General features: G+C 71.8%; 19 protein-coding genes. 13 read left to right on the top strand and 6 right to left on the bottom strand.

Features of this window, described 5'->3' with window-relative positions:
• Positions 1-76 precede the first annotated feature (76 nt).
• The 5 genes from HCK04_RS02265 to HCK04_RS02245 are packed head-to-tail and all read left to right on the top strand — an operon-like array spanning position 77 to position 3,524.
• The gene (locus HCK04_RS02265) at positions 77-325 is read left to right on the top strand and encodes an acyl carrier protein (RefSeq protein WP_142645157.1); all 249 of its coding nucleotides are present in this window, start codon (positions 77-79) and stop codon (positions 323-325) included.
• Positions 318-1,535: a beta-ketoacyl-[acyl-carrier-protein] synthase family protein gene (locus HCK04_RS44045; protein WP_142645156.1), complete on the top strand. Its 1,218-nt coding sequence runs from the start codon at positions 318-320 to the stop codon at positions 1,533-1,535. The genes HCK04_RS02265 and HCK04_RS44045 overlap by 8 nt, the downstream gene beginning before the upstream one ends.
• The gene (locus HCK04_RS02255; protein WP_168065561.1) at positions 1,532-2,638 is read left to right on the top strand and encodes a beta-ketoacyl synthase N-terminal-like domain-containing protein; all 1,107 of its coding nucleotides are present in this window, start codon (positions 1,532-1,534) and stop codon (positions 2,636-2,638) included. Before HCK04_RS44045 ends, HCK04_RS02255 begins: the two co-directional genes overlap by 4 nt.
• On the top strand, positions 2,629-3,087 hold the full coding sequence (locus tag HCK04_RS02250) for a MaoC family dehydratase N-terminal domain-containing protein (RefSeq protein ID WP_168065559.1): 459 nt from the start codon (positions 2,629-2,631) through the stop codon (positions 3,085-3,087). Before HCK04_RS02255 ends, HCK04_RS02250 begins: the two co-directional genes overlap by 10 nt.
• On the top strand, positions 3,084-3,524 hold the full coding sequence (locus tag HCK04_RS02245) for a MaoC/PaaZ C-terminal domain-containing protein (RefSeq protein WP_260617032.1): 441 nt from the start codon (positions 3,084-3,086) through the stop codon (positions 3,522-3,524). The genes HCK04_RS02250 and HCK04_RS02245 overlap by 4 nt, the downstream gene beginning before the upstream one ends.
• A gap of 10 nt (positions 3,525-3,534) precedes the next feature.
• Here HCK04_RS02245 and HCK04_RS02240 read toward each other — a convergent pair whose 3' ends face one another.
• Complete coding sequence (locus HCK04_RS02240) at positions 3,535-4,293, bottom strand: AfsR/SARP family transcriptional regulator (protein ID WP_168065557.1); 759 nt, start codon at positions 4,291-4,293, stop codon at positions 3,535-3,537.
• A gap of 194 nt (positions 4,294-4,487) precedes the next feature.
• Between HCK04_RS02240 and HCK04_RS02235 the strand changes: the two genes are divergently transcribed.
• Both HCK04_RS02235 and HCK04_RS02230 read left to right on the top strand, forming a co-directional pair.
• Complete coding sequence (locus HCK04_RS02235) at positions 4,488-4,892, top strand: MaoC family dehydratase N-terminal domain-containing protein (RefSeq protein ID WP_142645152.1); 405 nt, start codon at positions 4,488-4,490, stop codon at positions 4,890-4,892.
• The gene (locus tag HCK04_RS02230; RefSeq protein WP_142645151.1) at positions 4,885-5,307 is read left to right on the top strand and encodes a MaoC/PaaZ C-terminal domain-containing protein; all 423 of its coding nucleotides are present in this window, start codon (positions 4,885-4,887) and stop codon (positions 5,305-5,307) included. The genes HCK04_RS02235 and HCK04_RS02230 overlap by 8 nt, the downstream gene beginning before the upstream one ends.
• A 37-nt stretch (positions 5,308-5,344) precedes the next feature.
• Here the strand turns inward: HCK04_RS02230 and HCK04_RS02225 are convergent, their stop codons facing one another.
• Both HCK04_RS02225 and HCK04_RS02220 read right to left on the bottom strand, forming a co-directional pair.
• A complete protein-coding gene (locus HCK04_RS02225; RefSeq protein ID WP_142645150.1) occupies positions 5,345-6,001 on the bottom strand; it encodes a MerR family transcriptional regulator in 657 nt (218 codons plus the stop codon).
• Positions 6,002-6,060: 59 nt separating this feature from the next.
• On the bottom strand, positions 6,061-7,479 hold the full coding sequence (locus HCK04_RS02220; RefSeq protein WP_142645149.1) for an MFS transporter: 1,419 nt from the start codon (positions 7,477-7,479) through the stop codon (positions 6,061-6,063).
• A 156-nt stretch (positions 7,480-7,635) separates the two neighbouring features.
• Between HCK04_RS02220 and HCK04_RS02215 the strand changes: the two genes are divergently transcribed.
• Both HCK04_RS02215 and HCK04_RS02210 read left to right on the top strand, forming a co-directional pair.
• On the top strand, positions 7,636-9,732 hold the full coding sequence (locus HCK04_RS02215) for an MMPL family transporter (protein ID WP_205829682.1): 2,097 nt from the start codon (positions 7,636-7,638) through the stop codon (positions 9,730-9,732).
• Between the two features lie 107 nt (positions 9,733-9,839).
• Complete coding sequence (locus HCK04_RS02210; protein WP_142645147.1) at positions 9,840-10,793, top strand: hypothetical protein; 954 nt, start codon at positions 9,840-9,842, stop codon at positions 10,791-10,793.
• 125 nt (positions 10,794-10,918) lie between these two features.
• Here HCK04_RS02210 and HCK04_RS02205 read toward each other — a convergent pair whose 3' ends face one another.
• The 3 genes from HCK04_RS02205 to HCK04_RS02195 form a co-directional block, all read right to left on the bottom strand.
• Entirely contained in the window at positions 10,919-12,670 is a 1,752-nt protein-coding gene (locus tag HCK04_RS02205) for a biotin carboxylase N-terminal domain-containing protein (RefSeq protein ID WP_142645146.1), read from the bottom strand.
• 93 nt (positions 12,671-12,763) lie between these two features.
• A complete protein-coding gene (locus HCK04_RS02200) occupies positions 12,764-12,946 on the bottom strand; it encodes an acyl-CoA carboxylase epsilon subunit (RefSeq protein ID WP_142645145.1) in 183 nt (60 codons plus the stop codon).
• Positions 12,943-14,457, bottom strand: coding sequence for an acyl-CoA carboxylase subunit beta (locus HCK04_RS02195; RefSeq protein ID WP_240970874.1), 1,515 nt, complete (start codon positions 14,455-14,457; stop codon positions 12,943-12,945). Before HCK04_RS02195 ends, HCK04_RS02200 begins: the two co-directional genes overlap by 4 nt.
• Before the next feature lie 690 nt (positions 14,458-15,147).
• Between HCK04_RS02195 and HCK04_RS02190 the strand changes: the two genes are divergently transcribed.
• From HCK04_RS02190 to HCK04_RS02175, 4 genes are all read left to right on the top strand, one after another.
• Positions 15,148-16,230: a lactonase family protein gene (locus tag HCK04_RS02190; protein WP_142645143.1), complete on the top strand. Its 1,083-nt coding sequence runs from the start codon at positions 15,148-15,150 to the stop codon at positions 16,228-16,230.
• A gap of 304 nt (positions 16,231-16,534) precedes the next feature.
• Positions 16,535-17,563: an aldo/keto reductase gene (locus tag HCK04_RS02185; protein WP_142645142.1), complete on the top strand. Its 1,029-nt coding sequence runs from the start codon at positions 16,535-16,537 to the stop codon at positions 17,561-17,563.
• A 250-nt stretch (positions 17,564-17,813) separates the two neighbouring features.
• Positions 17,814-18,809 carry an ATP-binding protein gene (locus HCK04_RS02180; protein WP_142645141.1) on the top strand — a complete coding sequence of 332 codons (996 nt, stop codon included), beginning with the start codon at positions 17,814-17,816 and terminating at the stop codon, positions 18,807-18,809.
• Positions 18,809-19,537: a response regulator transcription factor gene (locus HCK04_RS02175; RefSeq protein ID WP_142645140.1), complete on the top strand. Its 729-nt coding sequence runs from the start codon at positions 18,809-18,811 to the stop codon at positions 19,535-19,537. The genes HCK04_RS02180 and HCK04_RS02175 overlap by 1 nt, the downstream gene beginning before the upstream one ends.
• Positions 19,538-19,546: the final 9 nt, after the last annotated feature.

Below are 19,546 nucleotides of genomic sequence, written 5' to 3'. Positions count from 1 at the left end.
TCACTCGCCTTGCCGGTCGCACGACGGCCTGTTTAACGTTCCGGCACGGAAAAGGCAGTCGCCGAAGGGATCAGCAATGGATATTCACGAGAAGGTGCGCGACATCATTTCGCAGGAGCTCGAACTGGAGCCCGGCGAGCTCACCGAGACGGGGCATTTCATCGACGAATACGACGCCGACTCCCTTTCCCTCATCACGATCCTGGCCCGCATCGAGAAGGAGCTGGGGATCGCCGTCCCGCAGGACGAGCTGCCCAACATGCCGAACCTGCAGGGCGTGTACCAGGTCATGGACAAGCTCGCCGGAGAGACCAGCGGTGTCTGAGCCCCGCCGCGTGGTCATCACCGGGCTGGGCGCGGTCAGCTGCATCGGCATCGGGGTCGAGGCGTTCGTCGAAGGGCTGCGGGCGGGCCGCACGGGCTTTTCCCCCATCCGCAGCTTCGACGCCTCGGAGTTCCCGTCGGTCGTCGCCGCCGAGGTGCACGACTTCGATCCCGCCGCCCTCGTCGAGCGGCTGGACCCCGGGCAGTGGGGGCGCAGCGGGCAGTTCGCCGCGGCCGCCGCGCGGCTCGCCGTACGGGACGCCGGAATCGACCCGGACCTGCTGTCGGCGCGCCGGACGGGTTCGATCATGGGCACCACGGCCGGCGAGTCGCAGGTGCTCCAGGCCGCGGTGGAGCAGTGGGTCGGCAACGGGCTGAAGAACGTCGACCCCCGCCTGCCCGGGATGACGCCCGTCAGCCAGATCGCCAACGCGGTCAGCTACGAGCTGCGGCTGTCCGGCGACTCCCAGACGATCCCCCCGGCCTGCTCGGCGAGCAACATGGCCCTGGGGTACGCCTTCGACCTGGTGCGCACCGGACAGGCGGACTTCATGCTCGCCGGGGGCGCCGACGCGGTGAACCGGGCCTGCCACGCGGGCTTCTACCGTCTCGGCGCGCTGGCGGAGCAGGTCTGCCGGCCGTTCGACGTGAACAGGTCGGGCATCATCACCGGCGAGGGCGGCGCGGTGCTGCTGCTGGAGCCGCTGGACCACGCGCTGGCCCGCGGCGCGCGGATCTACGCCGAGGTCCTGGGCTACGGCGTCAACTGCGACGCCAAGCACATGGTCAAGCCGGACGCCGACAGCATCGCCGAGTGCATCAGGATCGCCCACCGCTACGCGGGGGTGCGCGCCGAGCAGATCGACTACATCTGCGCGCACGGCACCGGCACACCGACCAACGACCTCACCGAGGTGAAGGCGGTGCGCGAGGTGTTCGGCGACCGGCTGCCGCCCGTCAGCTCGATCAAGTCGATGATCGGCCACACCATGGGCGCGGCCAGCGCGTTCGGCGCGATCGCCTGCAGCAAGGCCATCGAGGAGGGCTTCCTGCCCCCGACGGCGACCGTGCAGGAGCTGGACCCCGCGCTCGGCGAGGGGCTGGACGTGGTTCCCGGCGCGGCGCGGCCGGCCTCCGTCCAGGTGGCGCAGAACCAGGGGCTCGCCTTCGGCGGCAACAACGTCGTGACGATATTCGGGAGGTTGCGTTGAGCCTCGTCCTCACCGAGACACCGCTGGCGATCACCTCGTGCGGCGTCGTCTCCCCCGCGGGACTCGGGCTGGAGCCCCTGGAGCACGCGTTGCGGCACGGCCTGGAGAGCCGGGCCGAACCGGAGGAGTCGCCCGAGGACTATCCGCCCCGCCCGTTGTGGGCGATTCCCGACCTCGAGGTGGCCGAGCTACTGGGCCGCAAGGGGCTGCGGCACGTCGACCGCTTCACGAAGCTGGGGCTGGTGGCGTGCCGGCTCGCCCTGGACGGGATCGGCGGGCTCGACGCGGACGCCGGGGCCGACACCGGTGTGGTGCTCGCCACCAACACCGGGAGCCTGACCAGCATGGTCGAGGTCGGCATCGACACGCTCGTGCAGGAGAAGCCCTACCTGGTCAACCCCGGCAACTTCCCCAACGTGGTGACGAACGCCTGCACCGGGCAGGTGGCCATCCGCAACTCCCTGCGTGCCGTCAACTCCGTCGTGTCCAGCGGCCAGGCCGCGAGCCTGGCCGCCATCCGGTTCGCCCGTACGGCCATCGAGCAGCGCCGGGCGGGCAGGGTCCTGGTCGGCGGCGTGGAGGAGCTGTCGCCCGCCGCCGCCTGGGGCTGGCACCTGTCCGGGGCGCTGGTGGACGACGCGCCGGTCGGCGAGGGCTGCGCCCTGTTCCTCGTCGAGGACGCGGAGGCGGTCAGGGCGTCCGGCCGGACCGCGCCGGCCGAGATGCTGGCCTGCGAGGTCGCCTACCGGGGCCACGGCACCGCGCAGGAGCAGGCCGAGGCGCTGACGGAGTGCGTGGAGCGGGCGCTGGAGCGCAGCGGGGTGAGCCCCGGAGCGGTCGACACGGCCAGTCTGGGCGCGACCAACCACTGGGTGCGCGACGACCTGGAGAGATGGGCTCTCGGAGAGGCGCTCGGCCGTCCCGTCCCGCACGTCAGGGTGGGCGAGGTCCTGGGCGAGCTCTACAGCGCCAGCGGCGCCATGCAGCTGGCCGCGCTGCTCGCGCTGTGGCGTGAGCCGGCCAGGGAGCCCCGCATCGGGCTGGTCACGTCCATCGGCGAGGACGGCAACGTGGGTTGTCTGGTGGTGCGCGAGTGGCGCTGAACCTCTCCTGCGTGGGCAAGGTCTACCCGCCGAGCGAGCCGTACGAGGTCAGCAGGGAGAAGATCAAGGAGTTCGCCCTGGCCCTGCGCGACGGGCACGACGCCTACGTGGATCCGCGGGCGGCGCGTGCGCTGGGCTACCCCGACGTGATCGCGCCGCCGAGCTTTCCCATGGTGGTCACGCTCGACGCGGAGTATCGGGCGGTGCTCGACCCCGAGCTCGGCGCCCAGGGCCAGGACCGCTTCGTCCACCGGGAGCAGCGCTTCGCCTACGAACGCCCGATCCACGCGGGCGACGTCATCACCGTGACCGTGCGCCTGGCCGCGGTGGAGACGCTCGCCCGGGGCGACGTGGTCAGCTACGAGAGCCGGATCACCGACCTGGGCGGACGGCACGTCTGCACGGGCCGGTCGATCTTCGTCGTCTTCGGGGAGGAGGTGCCTCGGTGACCGTCCAGAGCGTGACCCGGCCACGCTACGACCTGCTGGAGCCGGGCTTCCGGCTGCCCTCGCGCGCCTTCCGGGTGCGGCGCAAGGATCTGGTCAGGTACGGCGGGGCCGCCCGCGACTACAACCCCATCCACTGGGACGACCGTACGGCCACCGGGTTCGGCCTGCCCGGGCCCATCGCGCAGGGCATGCTGACGATGGGCCTGGCGCTGGGCTACCTCGTCGAGTGGGCTGGCGATCCCGGCGCCGTGGTCGACTTCGGCGGGCGCTTCCCCCGGCTGGTTCCGGTGCCCGACGACGACGCCGGCGTCGAGCTGACCGTGGAGGCGTCGGTGGCGGAGAAGCTGGAGCCGCCGAAGGTGCGGGTGAACCTCGCCGTACGGCTCGACGGGGCGAAGGTCCTGCTCATGCCCAAGGTGATCGTCGCGCTGCGGTGAGCGGAGGCCGCTACCCGGCCTCGGCCAGCACGGCCAGCTGGAGCCGCCGCACCTCGGCGGAGGGTTCCACGCCCAGCTCGTCGTGCAGCATCCGGCGCAGGCTCTGCACCGCGTTCAGCGCGTCGCCGCGGCGTCCCGAGCGGTGCAGGGCCTCGATCAGCCGGGCGTGGAACCATTCGTTCAGCGTGTGCACCGCGACCAGCTCGCGCAGGTCGGCGATGAGCTCCCGATGCCGGCCCAGGCTCATGCCCGCCTCGATCCACAGCTCCAGCCCCCGGATGCGCACCTCCTCCAGGTGCGCGACGTGCTGGGCGAGGACCGGGCCGAGCGGCACGTTGGTGAGGGGCGAGCCCCGCCACAGGTCCAGGGCCCGGCGCAGCACCCCGGCGGCGGTCTCCGCGTCGCCCTTCTCCAGGTGCAGCCGCCCCTCGCCGACCATCCGGCGGAACCTGTCCACGTCACCCTGCCCGGGCGGCACCCGGAGCAGGTAGCCGGTCGGCTCGGTCACCAGCAGCCCGGCCGCGCCCGGCAGCCCCGCCTCCCGCTCCAGCCCCGTCCGCAGGTTGTAGACGTGGGTGCGGATGGTCTGCACCGCCGTACGCGGCGGGCTGCCGTCCCACAGCTCCTCGACGAGCGTGTCGAGGGTGACCGTCTGCGATGGCCGCATCAGCAGCAGCGACAGAAGCTGCCGCACCTTCGGCCCGCGTGGAGTCCACTTCTTGTCCCCCTGATTCAGCTCGACAGCTCCCAGCAGGGAAAAAGACAACATCTCCGCCTCCCGGTCCGGTTGCCGATCACTCCCTAGACTGCCCGTACGCCAGGTGAGGCCCCCAGTGCACATAGGGGGTAGGGCGTACCGCTCCCGAGGCATCGCCTCTACCCCCAAAGAGGAATGCCGCCCGACCGGACCGCGCGCATAGATTCACCGCTGACCGGCACGTCTCCGCGTACGGAAGGGTCGCGATGCCGCTGAATGCCGCTCTGGTGGGCCGGGTCTACCCCGCCACCGATCCCTATCTCGTCAGCCGGGAGAAGATCCGGGAGTTCGCCCGGGCCATCGGCGACTCCGGTGATCCGGCGTGCGCCCCGCCCACCTTCGCGGTCGTGGTCACGATGCCTGCCGAGCTGCGCGTCGTCTTCGATCCCGAGGTCGGGTTCGACACGACGAGGCTGCTCCACCGGGAGCAGCGCTTCGAGCACCGGCGGCCCATCGAGCCGGGCGACGAGCTGACCGTGACGGTCACCGTCGCCGAGGCCGGCCACGTGGGCGGCACGGACGTGCTCACCCTCTCCAGCGTCGTGCGCACGACCGAGGACGAGCTGGTCTGCACCGGCACGTCGACGCTGATCGCGAGGTCCGATGGCTGAGCCCCGCTACGAGGAGGTCGGCGTCGGCACCCGCCTGCCCGGGCTCACCCACACCCTGCGACGCGGCGACCTCGTCGTCTACGCGGGCGCGTCGGGCGACTTCAACCCCATCCACTGGAGCGAGCGCGCGGCGGCCGGGGCGGGCCTGCCGGCCGTCGTCGCGCACGGCATGCTCACCCTGGGCGTGGCCCTGCGGGTGCTCACCGAGTGGGCGGGCCGCGACACGGTGCTGGAGTGCGCCACCAGGTTCGCGGCGCCGGTGCTGGTGCCCGACACCGACGAGGGCGTCGAGATCACGGCCGGCGCGGTGGTGAGCGAGAAGCTCGGCGACGGCCGGGTGCGGGTGGACCTCACCGTCCGGTGCGGCGGGGAGAAGGTCCTCGCGCGCCCGCGCGCCGTGGTCAGGCTGCGCTGACCCCACCCCGGCCTTGCCCACGGGTCCTGCTGCCTTTTCAGTCCTGCTGCTCGCCCTCGGCCGTGAAGACGGTCTCGCCGAACCGGCGTACGGTCTCGGCCTCCTGCGAGAGCCGGCGCAACGCGGTGAGCATCGAGTCGCCGATGGCGGTCCAGATGACGATCGCCTCGGCCATCCCGTCCAGGTTCCTGCGCGCCAGGACCCCGTCCACCTCCATCGTCGTCATCTCGCCGACGATCTCGGCGTAGCGGTCGAGCATGGCGAGGTAGTCGTCCTGGCCGAGGCGGCGCAGCGTGGCCAGCGCCTCGGCGAGCTGGAGCCGTGCGGGGTTGTTGCGCGAGACCTTCCAGCCGTGCTTGGCGAGCAGACCGTCCACCTGCTCGCCGGCCCACTCCCATGCCTCGTCCGGCTCGTGCTCCCTGCGGGGGGTCAGCGCGTACTGGGCCTTGCCCAGGCGGGCGAGGTCGCTCGTCTGCGCGTCCATCAGGCTCAGCACGTCGCGGGTGGCGGCGATGGACAGCCCGCCGACCTCGACCAGCGCCCTGACCAGTTTGAGCCGGCGCAGGTGCGTCTCGTCATACTGCGCCTGGTTGAACTTGGTGCGCTCGCCCGCGGGCAGCAGCCCCTCGCGGACGTAGTACTTGATCGTGGGGATGGACACGCCGCTCTCCCGGCTGAGCTCACCTATGCGCACGTCGCCGCCCTCCCCATCCTTACGCCGATCGTTTCCAGAATAGATAGCGGAAGTTGTGCTTATCCACTTTCGATCGTGCTCAAAGTGGTCTCCTCACGTTCGCCCGGGGTGGCGGAGACGGGACGCGGCACCAGCATCGCGACGACGGCGCCCAGCAGCACGATCGCGGTCCCGGCCCACAGCGCCGGATGCAGACCGGCGACGAACCGCGCCGGCGCCGCGTAGCCTCCCGCCGTCGCGAACACCGCCGACAGCACGGCCACGCCCAGCACCACCCCGATCTGACGCATCGCGTTGTTGACGCCCGAGGCCAGTCCTTCCTCGTCGGTGGAGACGTAGTCCATGGCCACGCGGGCGGCCAGGGCGAAGAACAGGCCCATGCCGACGCCCGCGACCACCATTCCCGGGAGAAGCACGACGTACGCGACGTCCGTGGTGGAGACCACCGCGAACCAGGCGAGGGCGGCGGCCTGCAGCAGTGCCCCCGCGGTGAGCAGCCGCCGCGGCCCGATCCGGTCGCCGAACACGCCGGCGGCCGGCGCGACCAGCAGCGGCATCATGGTCCACGGCAGGGTCATCGCGCCGGCGCGCAGCGGGGTGTGCCCCAGGGCGTTCTGCAGGAACTGCGTCAGCAGGAAGACCGCGCCGAACATGCCGCCCTGGACGAGCAGCGCGACCGCGTTCGACAACGTGAAGCCGCGGCTGCGGAACAGGCGCGGCGGGATGATGGGATACGCGGCGCGCCGCTCCCACCGGACGAACACGGCCAGGATCGCGAGCCCGGCCAGGACGGACAGCACGACCTGCGGGTGCAGCCAGCCGAGCCGTACGCTGCGGATCAGGCCGTAGACGATCCCGAACAGGCCGGCCGTGACGAGCACGGTGCCGCGGACGTCGAGACGGTCGTGCGGGCCCCTGCCGGCGCCCAGCAGCCGTGCGGCGAGCGGCGCGAGCACCAGCCCGATCGGCACGTTGATCCAGAACACCCACTGCCAGTCGCCGTACTCGACGATGAGCCCGCCGATCCAGGGGCCCAGCGCGATGCCGAGGCCGCTCATGCCGCCGAAGCCCGCGATGGCCAGGCCGCGCCTGGCGGGCGGCGCCGCCGTCACCACCAGGGTGAGGGCGAGCGGGAAGACGAGTGCGGCGCCGATGCCCTGGACGGCGCGGGACGCGACCAGCACGCCGACGGATCCGGCGGAGGCCGCGGTGGCCGAGGCGGCGGTGAACACCAGCAGCCCCGTCACGAAGACCCGCCGCCGCCCGAAGCGGTCCCCGAGGACGGCCGCGGTGAGCAGGCAGACCGCGTAGGTGAGCGTGTAGGAGTTCACCGTCCACTCCAGCCCCTCGAGAGAGGCCCGGAACTGCCGCTGGATCGTCGGCAGCGCGGTGGTGACGACGAGGTTGTCCAGGGCGGTCATGAAGGCCGCCAGACCGGCGATCAGGAACGTGACCAGACCGCCCCTGCGTGAGCTCATGGAGGCCTCCTGAGGCCCGTTGCGCAATGAACATGGATAGTGGATAGTGAAGCTGACGGTAATTATAGATAGCCCAACTTTCCACCTCTTGACAGATGAGGGCAGTTCATGTTCAGCGCTCTAGGCACTTTCGTGGTCCGACGGCGTCTATGGATAGTGATAGGCGCCCTGATCTTCGCCATCGGCGCGGGCGGCTGGGGCACCGGTGTCCTGGGCGCGCTCGGTGGCGGAGCCGGCTTCGACGATCCGGGCAGCGAGTCCGTCCACGCCGACAAGGTGCTGGCCGGGCCGCTCGGCAGGTACGCCAACGACGTGGTCGTCCTCTACGAGAGCGACACCCTGACAGTGGACGACCCGAGGTTCGCCGAGCCCGTCCAGCGGGCGATCGCGTCGGTGCCGCGCGACGACGTCGTGCGGCTCGAGTCCTTCTGGTCCACCCACTCGCAGAGCTTCGTCTCCAAGGACCGGCACGCGACCTACGTCACCGTGCAGCTCGGCTCCAGCGTCGACCAGGAGCGTGTGCAGATGCTCCGGGCGATCCAGGACAAGTTCAAGGCCGACGGCCTCACCGTCCGCTTCGGCGGCATCACCTCGATGACCGACCAGGTCAACCGCCAGACCATGCGGGACCTGCTGTTCGCCGAGGCGCTGTCCATCCCGATCCTGCTGATCCTGCTGGTGGTCATCTTCCGCAGCCTGCCGGCCGCCTCGCTTCCGCTGCTCGTCGGCATCGTCGCGGCGCTGGGCTCACTCGCCGTGCTGCGGCTGGTGACCTTCTTCACCGACATCTCGACCTTCGCCATCCAGGTGGTCACCATCCTGGGGCTGGGCCTGGCCATCGACTACGCGCTGCTCATGGTCACCCGGTTCAGGGAGGAGATGAGCCAGGGCAGGCCCCTGGACGAGGCGATCCGCCGGACCACCGCCGCGGCCGGCCGCACGATCATGTTCTCCGGCCTGGTCGTGGCGATCTCACTGGCCGGGCTGACCCTCTTCCCGTCCAGGTTCCTGCTGTCGATGGGCTTCGCCGGCGCCGGAGTGACGCTGCTGGCCGTGCTGGCGTCGCTGACCGTGCTCCCCGCCCTGCTGCGTCTCGGGGGCCGGCGGCTGGTGCCGCGCCGGGGCCGCGCGCTGTCCGCCCCGCCCGAGCAGGGGCGCTGGTATCGCGTCGCCCACGCGGTGATGCGGCGCCCGCTGGTGACCACGATCGGCATCGTGGTCCTGCTCGTTGGGCTCGGCCTGCCGTTCGCCGGGGTCAACTGGGCCCGGCCCGGCGACTGGGTGCTGCCCGCCTCCGCCGACGCCCGCGTGGTCACCGGGGAGATGGCGGCCAGGTTCGACGGCGATCCCGGCAAGCTCATGACGATGGTCGTCGAGTCCTCTCCCGACCGCGCGGCACTCGACGCCTACGCGACGCGGCTCGGCGCGGTGCCGGGCGTCGCGGACGCCCGCGTCACCGGGACCCAGGGGACCGAGGGACGGGTGACGCTCGCCTACTCGGGCGACCCGATGTCGCGTGAGTCGCGCCGCATGGTGGAGGACCTGCGCGCCGTCACCCCGCCCCCGGGCGCGAAGACCTCGCTCACCGGAATGCCCGCCTCCCGGGTCGACATCGTCGACATGGTCACCTCGCGGATGGTGTGGATGGCGCTGTTCGTCGCGGTCGTCTCCTTCGTGGTGCTCTTCATGGCCTTCGGTTCGGTCCTGCTGCCGCTGAAGTCCGTGCTCTTCAACCTCCTGTCTCTGTCGGCGTCCTTCGGCGCCATCAAGCTGATCTTCCAGGACGGCTGGCTCTCCGGAGCGCTGGGCTTCGTCCCGATCGGCGCGGTCGACGTGAACTTCCCCGTGCTGATCGTGGCCATCGCCTTCGGCCTGGCCATGGACTACGAGGTGTTCCTGCTGTCGCGCATCCGCGAGCAGTGGATGCTGACGGGCGATCCCGTCGAGTCGGTGGCGGTCGGCCTCCAGCGCACCGCGAAGATCATCACGAGTGCCGCGCTCCTGGTCGTGGTCGTCGTCGGCGGCTTCGCCGTCTCCGGCATCGCGTTCATGAAGATGGCCGGAATCGGCCTGGTCATCGCGGTCGTCGTGGACGCCACCATCGTCCGCAGCCTCCTCGTGCCCGCGACCATGCGGCTGCTGGGCCGCTACGCCTGGTGGGCGCCGCGGCCCCTGGCCCGGCTGTGGGACCGGTTCGGCGTACGGGAGGGCGAGTCCGTCGTGGAAGCCGGGCAGGTCGACGCGAAGGTCTGAGCCCGGGGGCCGGGTCCCCCGGCCGCCGGCGGCTTCGTTTCCGGCAGATCCCCCGGTGCGGCCCGAGGCGGGCCGCACCGGGGGCGACAACTTCGACAGGAGGTCCCATGCGAGCGCTCCTCCGCAGTGTGCTCGGCCTGCACCGCACGCTCATCGTCTTCTGCGGCGCGATGGCCGTGCTCGCAGTGGTGTCCCTGGTGGGGCTCGTCGTCGACGACCGCACCCTCCTCGGCGTGCCCGTGTGGATGAAGCCGTTCAAGTTCGCCGTCTCGTTCGGCGTCTACAGCCTGACCCTGGCCTGGCTGCTGACGCTGCTGAAGCGCGCCCCGGTCGTGGCCAGACGGCTCGGCGACCTGATCGCGGGCATGAGCACGGTGGGCGTCGGCCTCATCACGCTCCAGGCGGCGCGGGGACGGCAGAGCCATTTCAACGTGAGCACCCCGCAGGACGCGGCGATCTTCGGCCTCATGGGGACGCTGGTGACCGCCCTCTGGGTGGTGACCATCGCCGTCACCGGGCTGGTGCTGCTGCACCGGGTCGGCGACCGGCCCACGGCCTCGGCGCTGCGCCTCGGGCTCGCGCTGTGCGTCGCCGGCATGGCCGAGGCCTACCTGATGGTGGGCTCCACGTCCAACGCCGGCGGCGTCTCCGGGGCGCACAGCGTCGGCGTGCCCGACGGCGGGCCGGGGCTGCCCATCCTCGGCTGGAGCACCACCGGGGGCGATCTCCGGGTGGCGCACTTCGCCGGGCTGCACGCCCTGCAGGCCCTGCCCCTGCTGCTGGCGGCCCTCCGGGCGCTGGGCACGCGGGTGCCCGTCCTCGCCGACGACGGTGTGCGCCTGGGCCTGGTCAGGGTGGCGGCCACCGGATTCGGCGGGCTGCTCGTGCTGCTCACCTGGCAGGCGCTCAGGGGCGAGCCGCTGATCTACCCCGGCCCTTCCACCGTGACCGCGTTCGCCGTACTGGTGGCGGCCGTGACGTCGGCCGCCGCGGCGGTGGTCGTCGCGGGCGCGCGGCGCGTCCGGACCGGCCCCCGCCCGCCCGTCCCCGCCCGGGCCTGAACCCCCTCGTCCACCGGACCGCTCCCGCTCCTCCCTGCCGCCGGTGCGGGAGCGCCGATCGCCCCGGCCGGGCGACGCGACGGCGTCACCGGGCCGGGGCGATCGTCCGCCCGCTCCCCGCGAGGTCAGGTGCCGAGCACGCAGAGGACCTCGCCACCGGCGACGGCCTGGCCCACCGTGACGGCGAGACCGGCGACGCGGCCGGCCCGCTGCGCGAACAGCGGCTGCTCCATCTTCATCGCCTCCAGCACGAAGAGCAGCTCGCCCTCCTCCACCGTCTCGCCGTCCGTCTTGTTGATCTTCACGATGGTGCCCTGCATGGGACTGACCACCGCGCCCTCGGCGGCCGGCGCACCGCCGCCCGCCCCGGCCCGGCGCGCACCCCTGCGCCGCGGCCCCGCGGCGACCCGCTCCGCGGCCGGCGTGGTCAGGCCAGCCGGCATCACGATCTCGACCCGCCGGCCGTCCACCTCCACCACCAGCGTCTCGGTCCCCGCGCCGGGCTCCGGCTCCACGACGAGGCCGCCGTACGGCTCGACGCCGCCGGCGAACTCCGTCTCGATCCACTGCGTGTGCACCGTGAGGCCGGGGGCGAACGCCGGGTCGTCGACGACGGCCCGATGGAACGGCAGCGTGGTCGCCAGCCCCTCGACCTCGAACTCGGCGAGCGCCCGCCGGGCCCGGGCCAGGGCCTGCTCCCGGTCCCGCCCGGTGACGACCAGCTTGGCCAGCAACGAGTCGAACGCCTGGCCGACCTGCGTGCCCTCCACGACGCCGGAGTCCAGGCGGACCCCCGGCCCGCCCGGCGGCCGCCAGCGGATCACCGTGCCGGGGGACGGCAGGAAGTTCCGGCCCGGATCCTCCCCGTTGATCCGGAACTCGATGGAGTGGCCGTGTATCTCCGGGTCGCCGTAGCCGAGCGGTTCCCCCGCCGCGACGCGGAACATCTCGCGGACCAGGTCGAGGCCCGTGACCTCCTCGCTGACCGGGTGCTCCACCTGGAGGCGGGTGTTGACCTCCAGGAACGACACCAGGCCGTCGCGGGCCACGAGGAACTCGCAGGTGCCCGCCCCGACATAGCCGGCCTCGCGCAGGATGGCCTTGGAGCTCTCGTACAGCAGCCGCGACTGCTCGGGGGTGAGGAACGGCGCAGGGGCCTCCTCGACCAGCTTCTGGTGGCGGCGCTGCAGCGAGCAGTCGCGGGTCGAGACCACCACCACGTTCCCGTGCGCGTCGGCCAGGCACTGGGTCTCGACGTGCCGGGGCCGGTCGAGGTAGCGCTCGGCGAAGCACTCGCCCCGGCCGAAGGCGGTCACCGCCTCCCGCACCGCGCTGTCGTACAGCTCGGGGATCTCCTCCATGGTCCAGGCGACCTTGAGGCCCCGGCCGCCGCCGCCGTACGCCGCCTTGATCGCCACGGGCAGGCCGTGCTCCTCGGCGAAGGCCACGACCTCGGCCGCGCCGGAGACCGGGCCGGGGGTGCCGGGGGCGAGCGGGGCCCCCACCCGTGCCGCGATCCGCCGGGCCGACACCTTGTCGCCGAGCTCCCTGATCACGCCGGGCGGGGGCCCGATCCAGGTCAGCCCGGCGTCGATCACGGCCTGGGCGAAGCCGGCGTTCTCCGACAGGAATCCCCAGCCCGGATGGACGGCGTCGGCGCCCGACTTCAGCGCCGCGTCGAGCACCTTGCCCACGTCCAGGTAACTGGCGGCGGGAGTGTCTCCCCCCAGGGCGAACGCCTCGCCGGCCAGCCGCACGTGCGGCGCGCCGGCGTCGGGCGCCGCGTAGACCGCGACGCTGTCCAGCCCCGCGTCCCGGCAGCCCCGGATGATCCGGACCGCGACCTCTCCCCTGTTGGCGACCAGGACCTTACGCACCGTTCCTCCTCCGCGCGGCCGGGGCGTCTCCCGCGGCCGCCACGCCTGCTCCCACGACTTCGTACGGCCCCCGCGCGGGGCGGCCCCCGCGCATCACGCCGGCCGCCATACGGACTCCACCGACCACCGGGGGCGGGGGACCGGGGGCGGGGGCGTCCCGGTCCCCCGGGCTCCGGACGCCGCCGACAGCACGGCCAGCACGGCCGCGAGCTGCTCGTCGGTCGGCGCCCCACGCACGACGGCCACCGGCGTCCGCGCCGGTTCCCGGGCCGTCATGCCGGGGGGTTGGCGTGCTTGCGATGCGGCAGCACGGCCTGTTTGCCGCGGAGCGTGGCCAGCGCGCCCGCGAGGACCTTCCTGGTGTCCCTCGGGTCGATCACGTCGTCGACCAGACCGCGCTCGACCGCGTAGTAGGGGTGCATGAGCTCCGCGCGGTATTCCCCGACGAGCTTCGCGCGGGTGGTCTCGGGATCGGCGGAGGCGGCGATCTCCTTGCGGAAGATGACGTTCGCGGCGGCGTCCGCGCCCATGACGGCGATCTCGTTGGTCGGCCAGGCGAACGACAGGTCGGCGCCGATGGAACGGGAGTCCATGACGATGTAGGCGCCGCCGTACGCCTTCCTGACGATCACCTGGACGCGGGGCACCGTGGCGGCGCAGTAGGCGTGCAGGAGCTTCGCGCCGTGCCGGATCACCCCGCCGTGTTCCTGGTCGGTGCCCGGCAGGAAGCCCGGCACGTCGACGAACGTGACCAACGGGATGTTGAACGCGTCGCACATCTGCACGAAGCGGGCCGCCTTCTCCGAGGCGTGGATGTCGAGCACGCCCGCCATGGACAGCGGCTGGTTGGCGATGACGCCCACCACGTGGCCGTCCAGCCGGGCCAGCGCGCAGATCACGTTGGCGGCCCACCGCTCGGAGAACTCGAGGAACTCGCCGTCGTCGACGACCTCGGCGATGACCTCCCGCATGTCGTAGGGCCGTCCGGGGTCGGCGGGCACGATGTCGATCAGCGCCTCACAGCGCCGGTCGGCCGAATCGGCGGTGAACTCCACCGGCGGGGTCTCCAGGTTGCTGGCGGGCAGCAGCGAGACCAGGTATCGCACGTCTTCGAGACAGCTCGCCTCGTCCTCGTGCACGAAGGTCGCCACGCCCGACCTCGTGGCGTGCACGTCGGCGCCCCCGAGGCCCTCCTGGCTGATCCGCTCGCCGGTCACGGCCTCCACGACGTCGGGACCGGTGATGAACATCTGCGAGGTGTCCCGCACCATGAACACCACATCGGTGAGCGCGGGGGCGTACGACGCGCCGCCCGCGCAGGGGCCGAGCATCACGCTGATCTGCGGAATCACGCCCGACGCCCGGACGGTCCGCTGGAAGATGCCGCCGTAGCCCGCGAGGCCGGTCACGCCCTCCTGGATGCGGGCGCCGGCGCCGTCGTTGAGGCTGATCAGGGGCGCCCGGGCGGCGTAGGCCAGGTCCATCACCTTGTGGATCTTCTGGGCGTGCGCCTCGCCGAGCGAGCCGCCGAAGACCCGGAAGTCGTGGGCGTAGACGAAGACCCGGCGGCCGTCGATCATGCCCCAGCCGGTCACCACGCCGTCGCCGTGCGGCCGGCGCCGCTCCATGCCGAAGCCCGTCGCGCGGTGGCGGCGAAAGCCCTCGATCTCCGTGAACGAGCCGGGGTCGAGCAGGATATCCAGGCGCTCGCGTACGGTGAGCTTGCCACGGGCGTGCTGCGCCTCCGTCGCGCCCGCGCCCGGCCCCTCGGCCAGCCGCCTGCGCATCCGGTCGAGCTCTGCGAGCCTGCCCTCCATGGAGTCCGGCGGCGCCTCGGTCACGGCGTTTCTGTCGTCAAGCAATGTCATGCGCGAAGGCCTTTCATCAGTCACTCCGCATTTGCCCGAATGATTCCAACAAGGGCCGCCGGGGCAAAGGAGAGTCACCCCTAGGAGGCACCGGCCGTATGTCTTAGGTGACATGGTCCGCGGCCGTTCCGAATGATGAGATCGCGATCGGCGGCGGGCCGGCTTTCCCACGCGCCGCCGGCGCCGCGCGCGCCGGATGAGCCAGGTGAGCAGGGTGAGCCGGCCACGCCGGGTGGCGTGTTCCCCGGCCCCGCCGCGACAGGACTCCCGGGGGGACGGCCGTCCACCTCGGGACTTGAGGGGAAAACAGAGGGGCTCCGGCGATCCCGGAGTCCCTCGCTCCTCCCATCCTGGATCGGCGGTGACCCGGAGCCGGCTCCGGGGGGCCTACTCCTTTCGAAACATCCATTACCCCCCAAGTGACATCTCGTCATCTGCGCAGATAAGGCTAATTCCGATAAAGTCGGGAAACGGCTCGGCTCCTCCCCCAAAGGAGCCGCATGCCGCGCCGCCGGCGGTCGCGATCCTGCCCGGTGGCCGTCCGGCGGATCGGCGGGCCCCGCCCAGAGCGGCGACTGCGACCGATGCGACGAGGAAGGCGCGGCTGTGATGCAACTGTTCGTCGGCGGCTACTCCTGGACCGAGACCCTCGCCAGGGGCGTGCGCGCCGTGATGTCCGATCCCACGACAGGTGAGCTGGTGCTCACCGGCACGTTCACCGACATCCCCAACCCCTTCCACCTGCTGCCGTCCCCCTCCGGGCGGACGCTCTACGTGGCCTCCAACGTGCCGGAGGGCCGCGTGCACGTCCTGCGCGTCGGGCGGGGCGGCTCCCTGGAGCACCTGGCCGAGCGGCCTGCCCTGGGCGCCGGCACCGTCCACCTGTCCCTGCACCCGTCGGGACGGCACCTGTTCGCCGCCAACCACGACTCGGGCGAGGTCGTCGTGTTCCCCGTCGAGTCCGGCGAGCTCATCGGGCCGCCCGCCGACGTCGTACGCCACACCGGGAAGGGCCCGGATCCGGTCAACCAGGCGGGTCCGCACCCGCACATGACGGCGACCGATCAGACGGGAATGTTCGTACTGGTGCCCGACAAGGGCGACGACCACGTCCACGTCTACCGATACTCCGCGCCGGACGGACATCTCACCGCCGCGGGACGGACCCACGTCGGCGAGGGTGTCGGGCCCCGCCACCTCGTCTTCCACCCCTCGGGCCGGTACGTGTACGTGGTCGGCGAGCTCCGGCCGGTCGTCGTGGTGTGCGAGTTCGACGCCTCGGGGACCCTGCGCCCTCTCGGCTCGGTGCGTACGGTGCCCGACGAGGCGGACGGATGGATCGCCCCCTCCGCCGTCGTGACGACGGCCGACGGCCGGTATGTCTACGTGGCCAACCGGGGCCATGAGAGCGTGGCGGTCTTCGAGACCGGCGCCGCGGGCGCCCTGCTGAAGCGGGTCGGAGAGCACCGTTTCGGCGACCCGTTCACCACGCTGCCGTGGGACCTGCTGATCGACCCCTCGGGCTCGGTCGTGTACGTCGCCAGCCAGATGGCGGGGACGCTGACCGCCCTGTCCGCCGACGCCGGCACCGGCCTGCTCGGCGCCCTGGGCGCACCGCTGGCCGTCCCCGACGCGGCCTGCGTGGTCGCCGTACCGGCGCCGGCCACCCGACCCCGGCCGCCGGTCTCATAGGGGATGTGACACGGCTCACTCTTGTCTGTCAAATGGATAGTGGATAGCATAGCTATCGGCTATTCACGGCACATCGCCACTTTCGGCGGAGGCGACGCGTTCGCCCGGCCGGCCGCACCCGCCATGCGGAGCCGCCGTTCGGGGCCGCTATTCGGGGCCGCCGTTCGGGGCCGGCGTTCGGGGCCGCCCGCGACGTGCGCCCGGGTCCCGCCGTCCGCCGTGTCCGCCGCGACAGGAGTACGCGCGCCCCCGGCCGCCTCCCCGGCGCCCGCGGCCTTCCGACCCCCGACACGAGGGAGAACGCATGCAGTACGAGGTGCTCGGCCGGACCGGTGTCTCGGTGAGCCGGTTGTGCCTGGGCGCGATGATGTTCGGGTCGTGGGGCAACCCCGACCACGACGACTCGATAAAGATCATTCACCGCGCGATCGAGAGCGGCGTCAACTTCATCGACACCTCCGACAACTACTCGGCCGGAGAGTCGGAGGAGATCGTCGGCAAGGCCCTCGCGCAGGGCGGGGTGCGCGACCGGGTGGTCCTCGCGACCAAGTGCCACTTCCCGATGGGCGCCGACCCCAACATGCGGGGCAACTCCCGCCGGTGGATCATGCAGGAGGTCGACAACAGCCTGCGCCGGCTCGGCACCGACTGGATCGACCTCTACCAGATACACCGTCCCGATCCGTCCACGGATATCGACGACACATTGGGCGCCCTGACAGATTTGGTCAGAGCTGGCAAGATCCGATATTTCGGCACATCCACGTTCCCGGCGTACATGATCGTCGAGGCGCAGTACGTGGCCGCCCGCGGGTGCCGGGAACGCTTCTCCGCCGAGCAGGCGCCCTACTCGATCCTCGCCCGGGGGATCGAACGTGACGTTCTGCCGGTCTGCCGGCAGCACCGGCTGGGCGTGCTGACCTGGAGCCCGCTCGCCGGCGGCTGGCTCACCGGCCGGTATCGCAAGAACCAGGAGCTTCCGTTCAGCATGCGCAGCTTCGTGGTGCCCGGCAGGTACGACATGGAGCTGCCGGCCAACCAGCGCAAGCTCGACGCGGTCGAGGAGCTGGCCCTGCTGGCCGAGCGCGCCGGGCTCAGCCTCGTCGGCCTCGCCCTCGCCTTCGCGCTCCGGCATCCAGCGGTCACGTCGGTCATCATCGGCCCGCGTACTGTGGAGCACCTTGACACCCAGCTCGGCGCGGTGTCGATCGACCTGGACGACGAGGTGCTCGACGAGATCGACAGGATCGTCCCGCCGGGCGTCACGCTCAACCCGCACGACGAGGGCTGGCAGCACCCTGAGCCGGCCGACGCCGCGCTGCGGCGGAGATAGTTGAGAATTACAGAATAGCCCGTTCCACTAACACCACTCGAATCGCGTTCGAAAACATAACAGCTTTCTCTACTATCTGTCATACCCGCAGAAAGTAATCCCCTGGGCGTTGCCTTGAAAGGCGAAATATCCGGATAATTGGGGAGATCAAGGCTGGTGGTTTTCGCCGGCTGGCACCATGTGGTCGTAACGCGGACCCCCTTCTGGTCCGTGGACAAGGCGGGGGTGAACAAGGTGCGGGGGATCGAGTATGACGGAATACGTGTCGCCGGAGCTGCTCATACGGAGTCCGGCGTTACTTCACTCGTACGAAAGCCGCCTGCGGGCGCTGGCCAGTCCCGTCGTCCAGGATCCCCTGGTCTGGCAGGAGTGGCGCAGGCAGACGCGGGCCCTCCTGAAGATCTGCGCGGCATCCGTCGGCGGTGACGCGACACCGGCCACGCCGGAACCGCCGGGGCCGGCCGTCCGGGAGGTCGGTCTCGCGGCGGCGACCCTCGCGTGGGCGGAGCTGTTCCAGACGGTGGCCGACCATCTCGCCGAGGCCGCGGGGGCGGCCCCGGACCGGGAACGGCTGGCCCGCCGCGTCCTGCCCACCCTCAACCGGGCGATCCTCGCCCGGGTGGGCAGCTTCGCCGACGAGGTGGAGACCCCGGAGCGGATCCGCAAGGCCATCGCCCGGGACGTGCACGACTGGGTGGGCAGCAGCGTCAGTCTCGCGCTGCGCCGCCTGGACCTCTACGAACTGCGCCGTGACACTCCGGAGGGACGCGACGACCTGCGCGGGTTGCGCCAGGCTCTGAACGACGCCTGGGAGACGGTCCGGCGCGTGATGCGGGGCCTTCGGTCGTGCCCGCACGACGTCGGCCTCGAAAGCTCGCTGCGGGCGTTCGGGGAGGCCGTCAAACCACCGGGGGTGAACCTCCAGGTGTCCGTACGCGGGGAGGAGTCCCGCCTTCCCGACGAGGTGCGCGCGGAACTGCTGGCGATCATCAGGGAAGCCCTGCGTAACGCGCTCACCCATGCCGGGGCGGAGGGAGTGAGCGCACACGCCGAGATCCTGCCGGAGAAGGTGGTGGCCGTCGTCCAGGACGACGGGACAGGACTGGACCCCGGCCGGTCCTGGCGGAGCGGCGGCCTCGCCTCCATGCGCGAGCGCACCGAGTTGCTCGAAGGCGAGTTCCGCATGAGCAGCCATCCGTCCGCGGGAACGCGAATCCACATCTCCGTGCCGCTCGGAGGGCGCTGATGAGTATCGAGCATCCCATCCGGATCGTCGTCGCCGACGATCACACGCTCCTGCGCGAGGCGCTGTGCGAACTGCTGCGCGCGCAACACGACTTCCGCGTCGTCGGGCAGGCCGGAGACGCCCGGACCGTCGTGTCCGCGGCCGCCGCGACCCGTCCCGACATCGTCCTGCTGGACATCGAGATGCCGGGCCACCCGCCCACGTACACGCTCAAGCAGATCGCCCACGTGTCGCCGCACAGCACCGTGGTGGTGCTGACGGTGCACGACGACCCGCATCTCGTGCACGAGATGCTCTCCGCGGGCGCCCGGGGCTACCTGCACAAGGGCGTGAGCTGGCAGGACCTGACGTCGGCCCTGCGCGGCGTGCACCGCAACTCCTACCGGGTGATCGTGTCGTCGCGCCCGCCGAGGGCCGTCGGGGAGCCGCCGCGCACCGCTCTGCTCACCGAACGGGAGGAGGAGGTGCTCGCCCTGGTCGCCCGCGCGCTCAGCAACCGGCAGATCGCGGTCCAGCTGTCGATCACCGAAGGCACGGTCAAGCGGCACCTGCGCAACATCTTCGGCAAGCTCGGCGCCGTGTCGCGGCTCGACGCCGTCAACCGGGCCAAGGTCGCCGCACCGGCCTTCGAGCCGGCCGTGCCGGCCCCCGTGCCCGTACCGCTGAAGCGGGTCCCGCCCTTCCCCTCCGAACCCGTCCGGCAGAACGGGTCCCTGACCTACCGGTAGCCCTCCTCA

This window comes from Microbispora sp. CL1-1 (assembly GCF_012034195.1).
GTDB lineage: Bacteria > Actinomycetota > Actinomycetes > Streptosporangiales > Streptosporangiaceae > Microbispora.
Note: the sequence above shows the minus strand (reverse complement) of the source record. Positions and strands in the feature narration are given on the sequence as shown.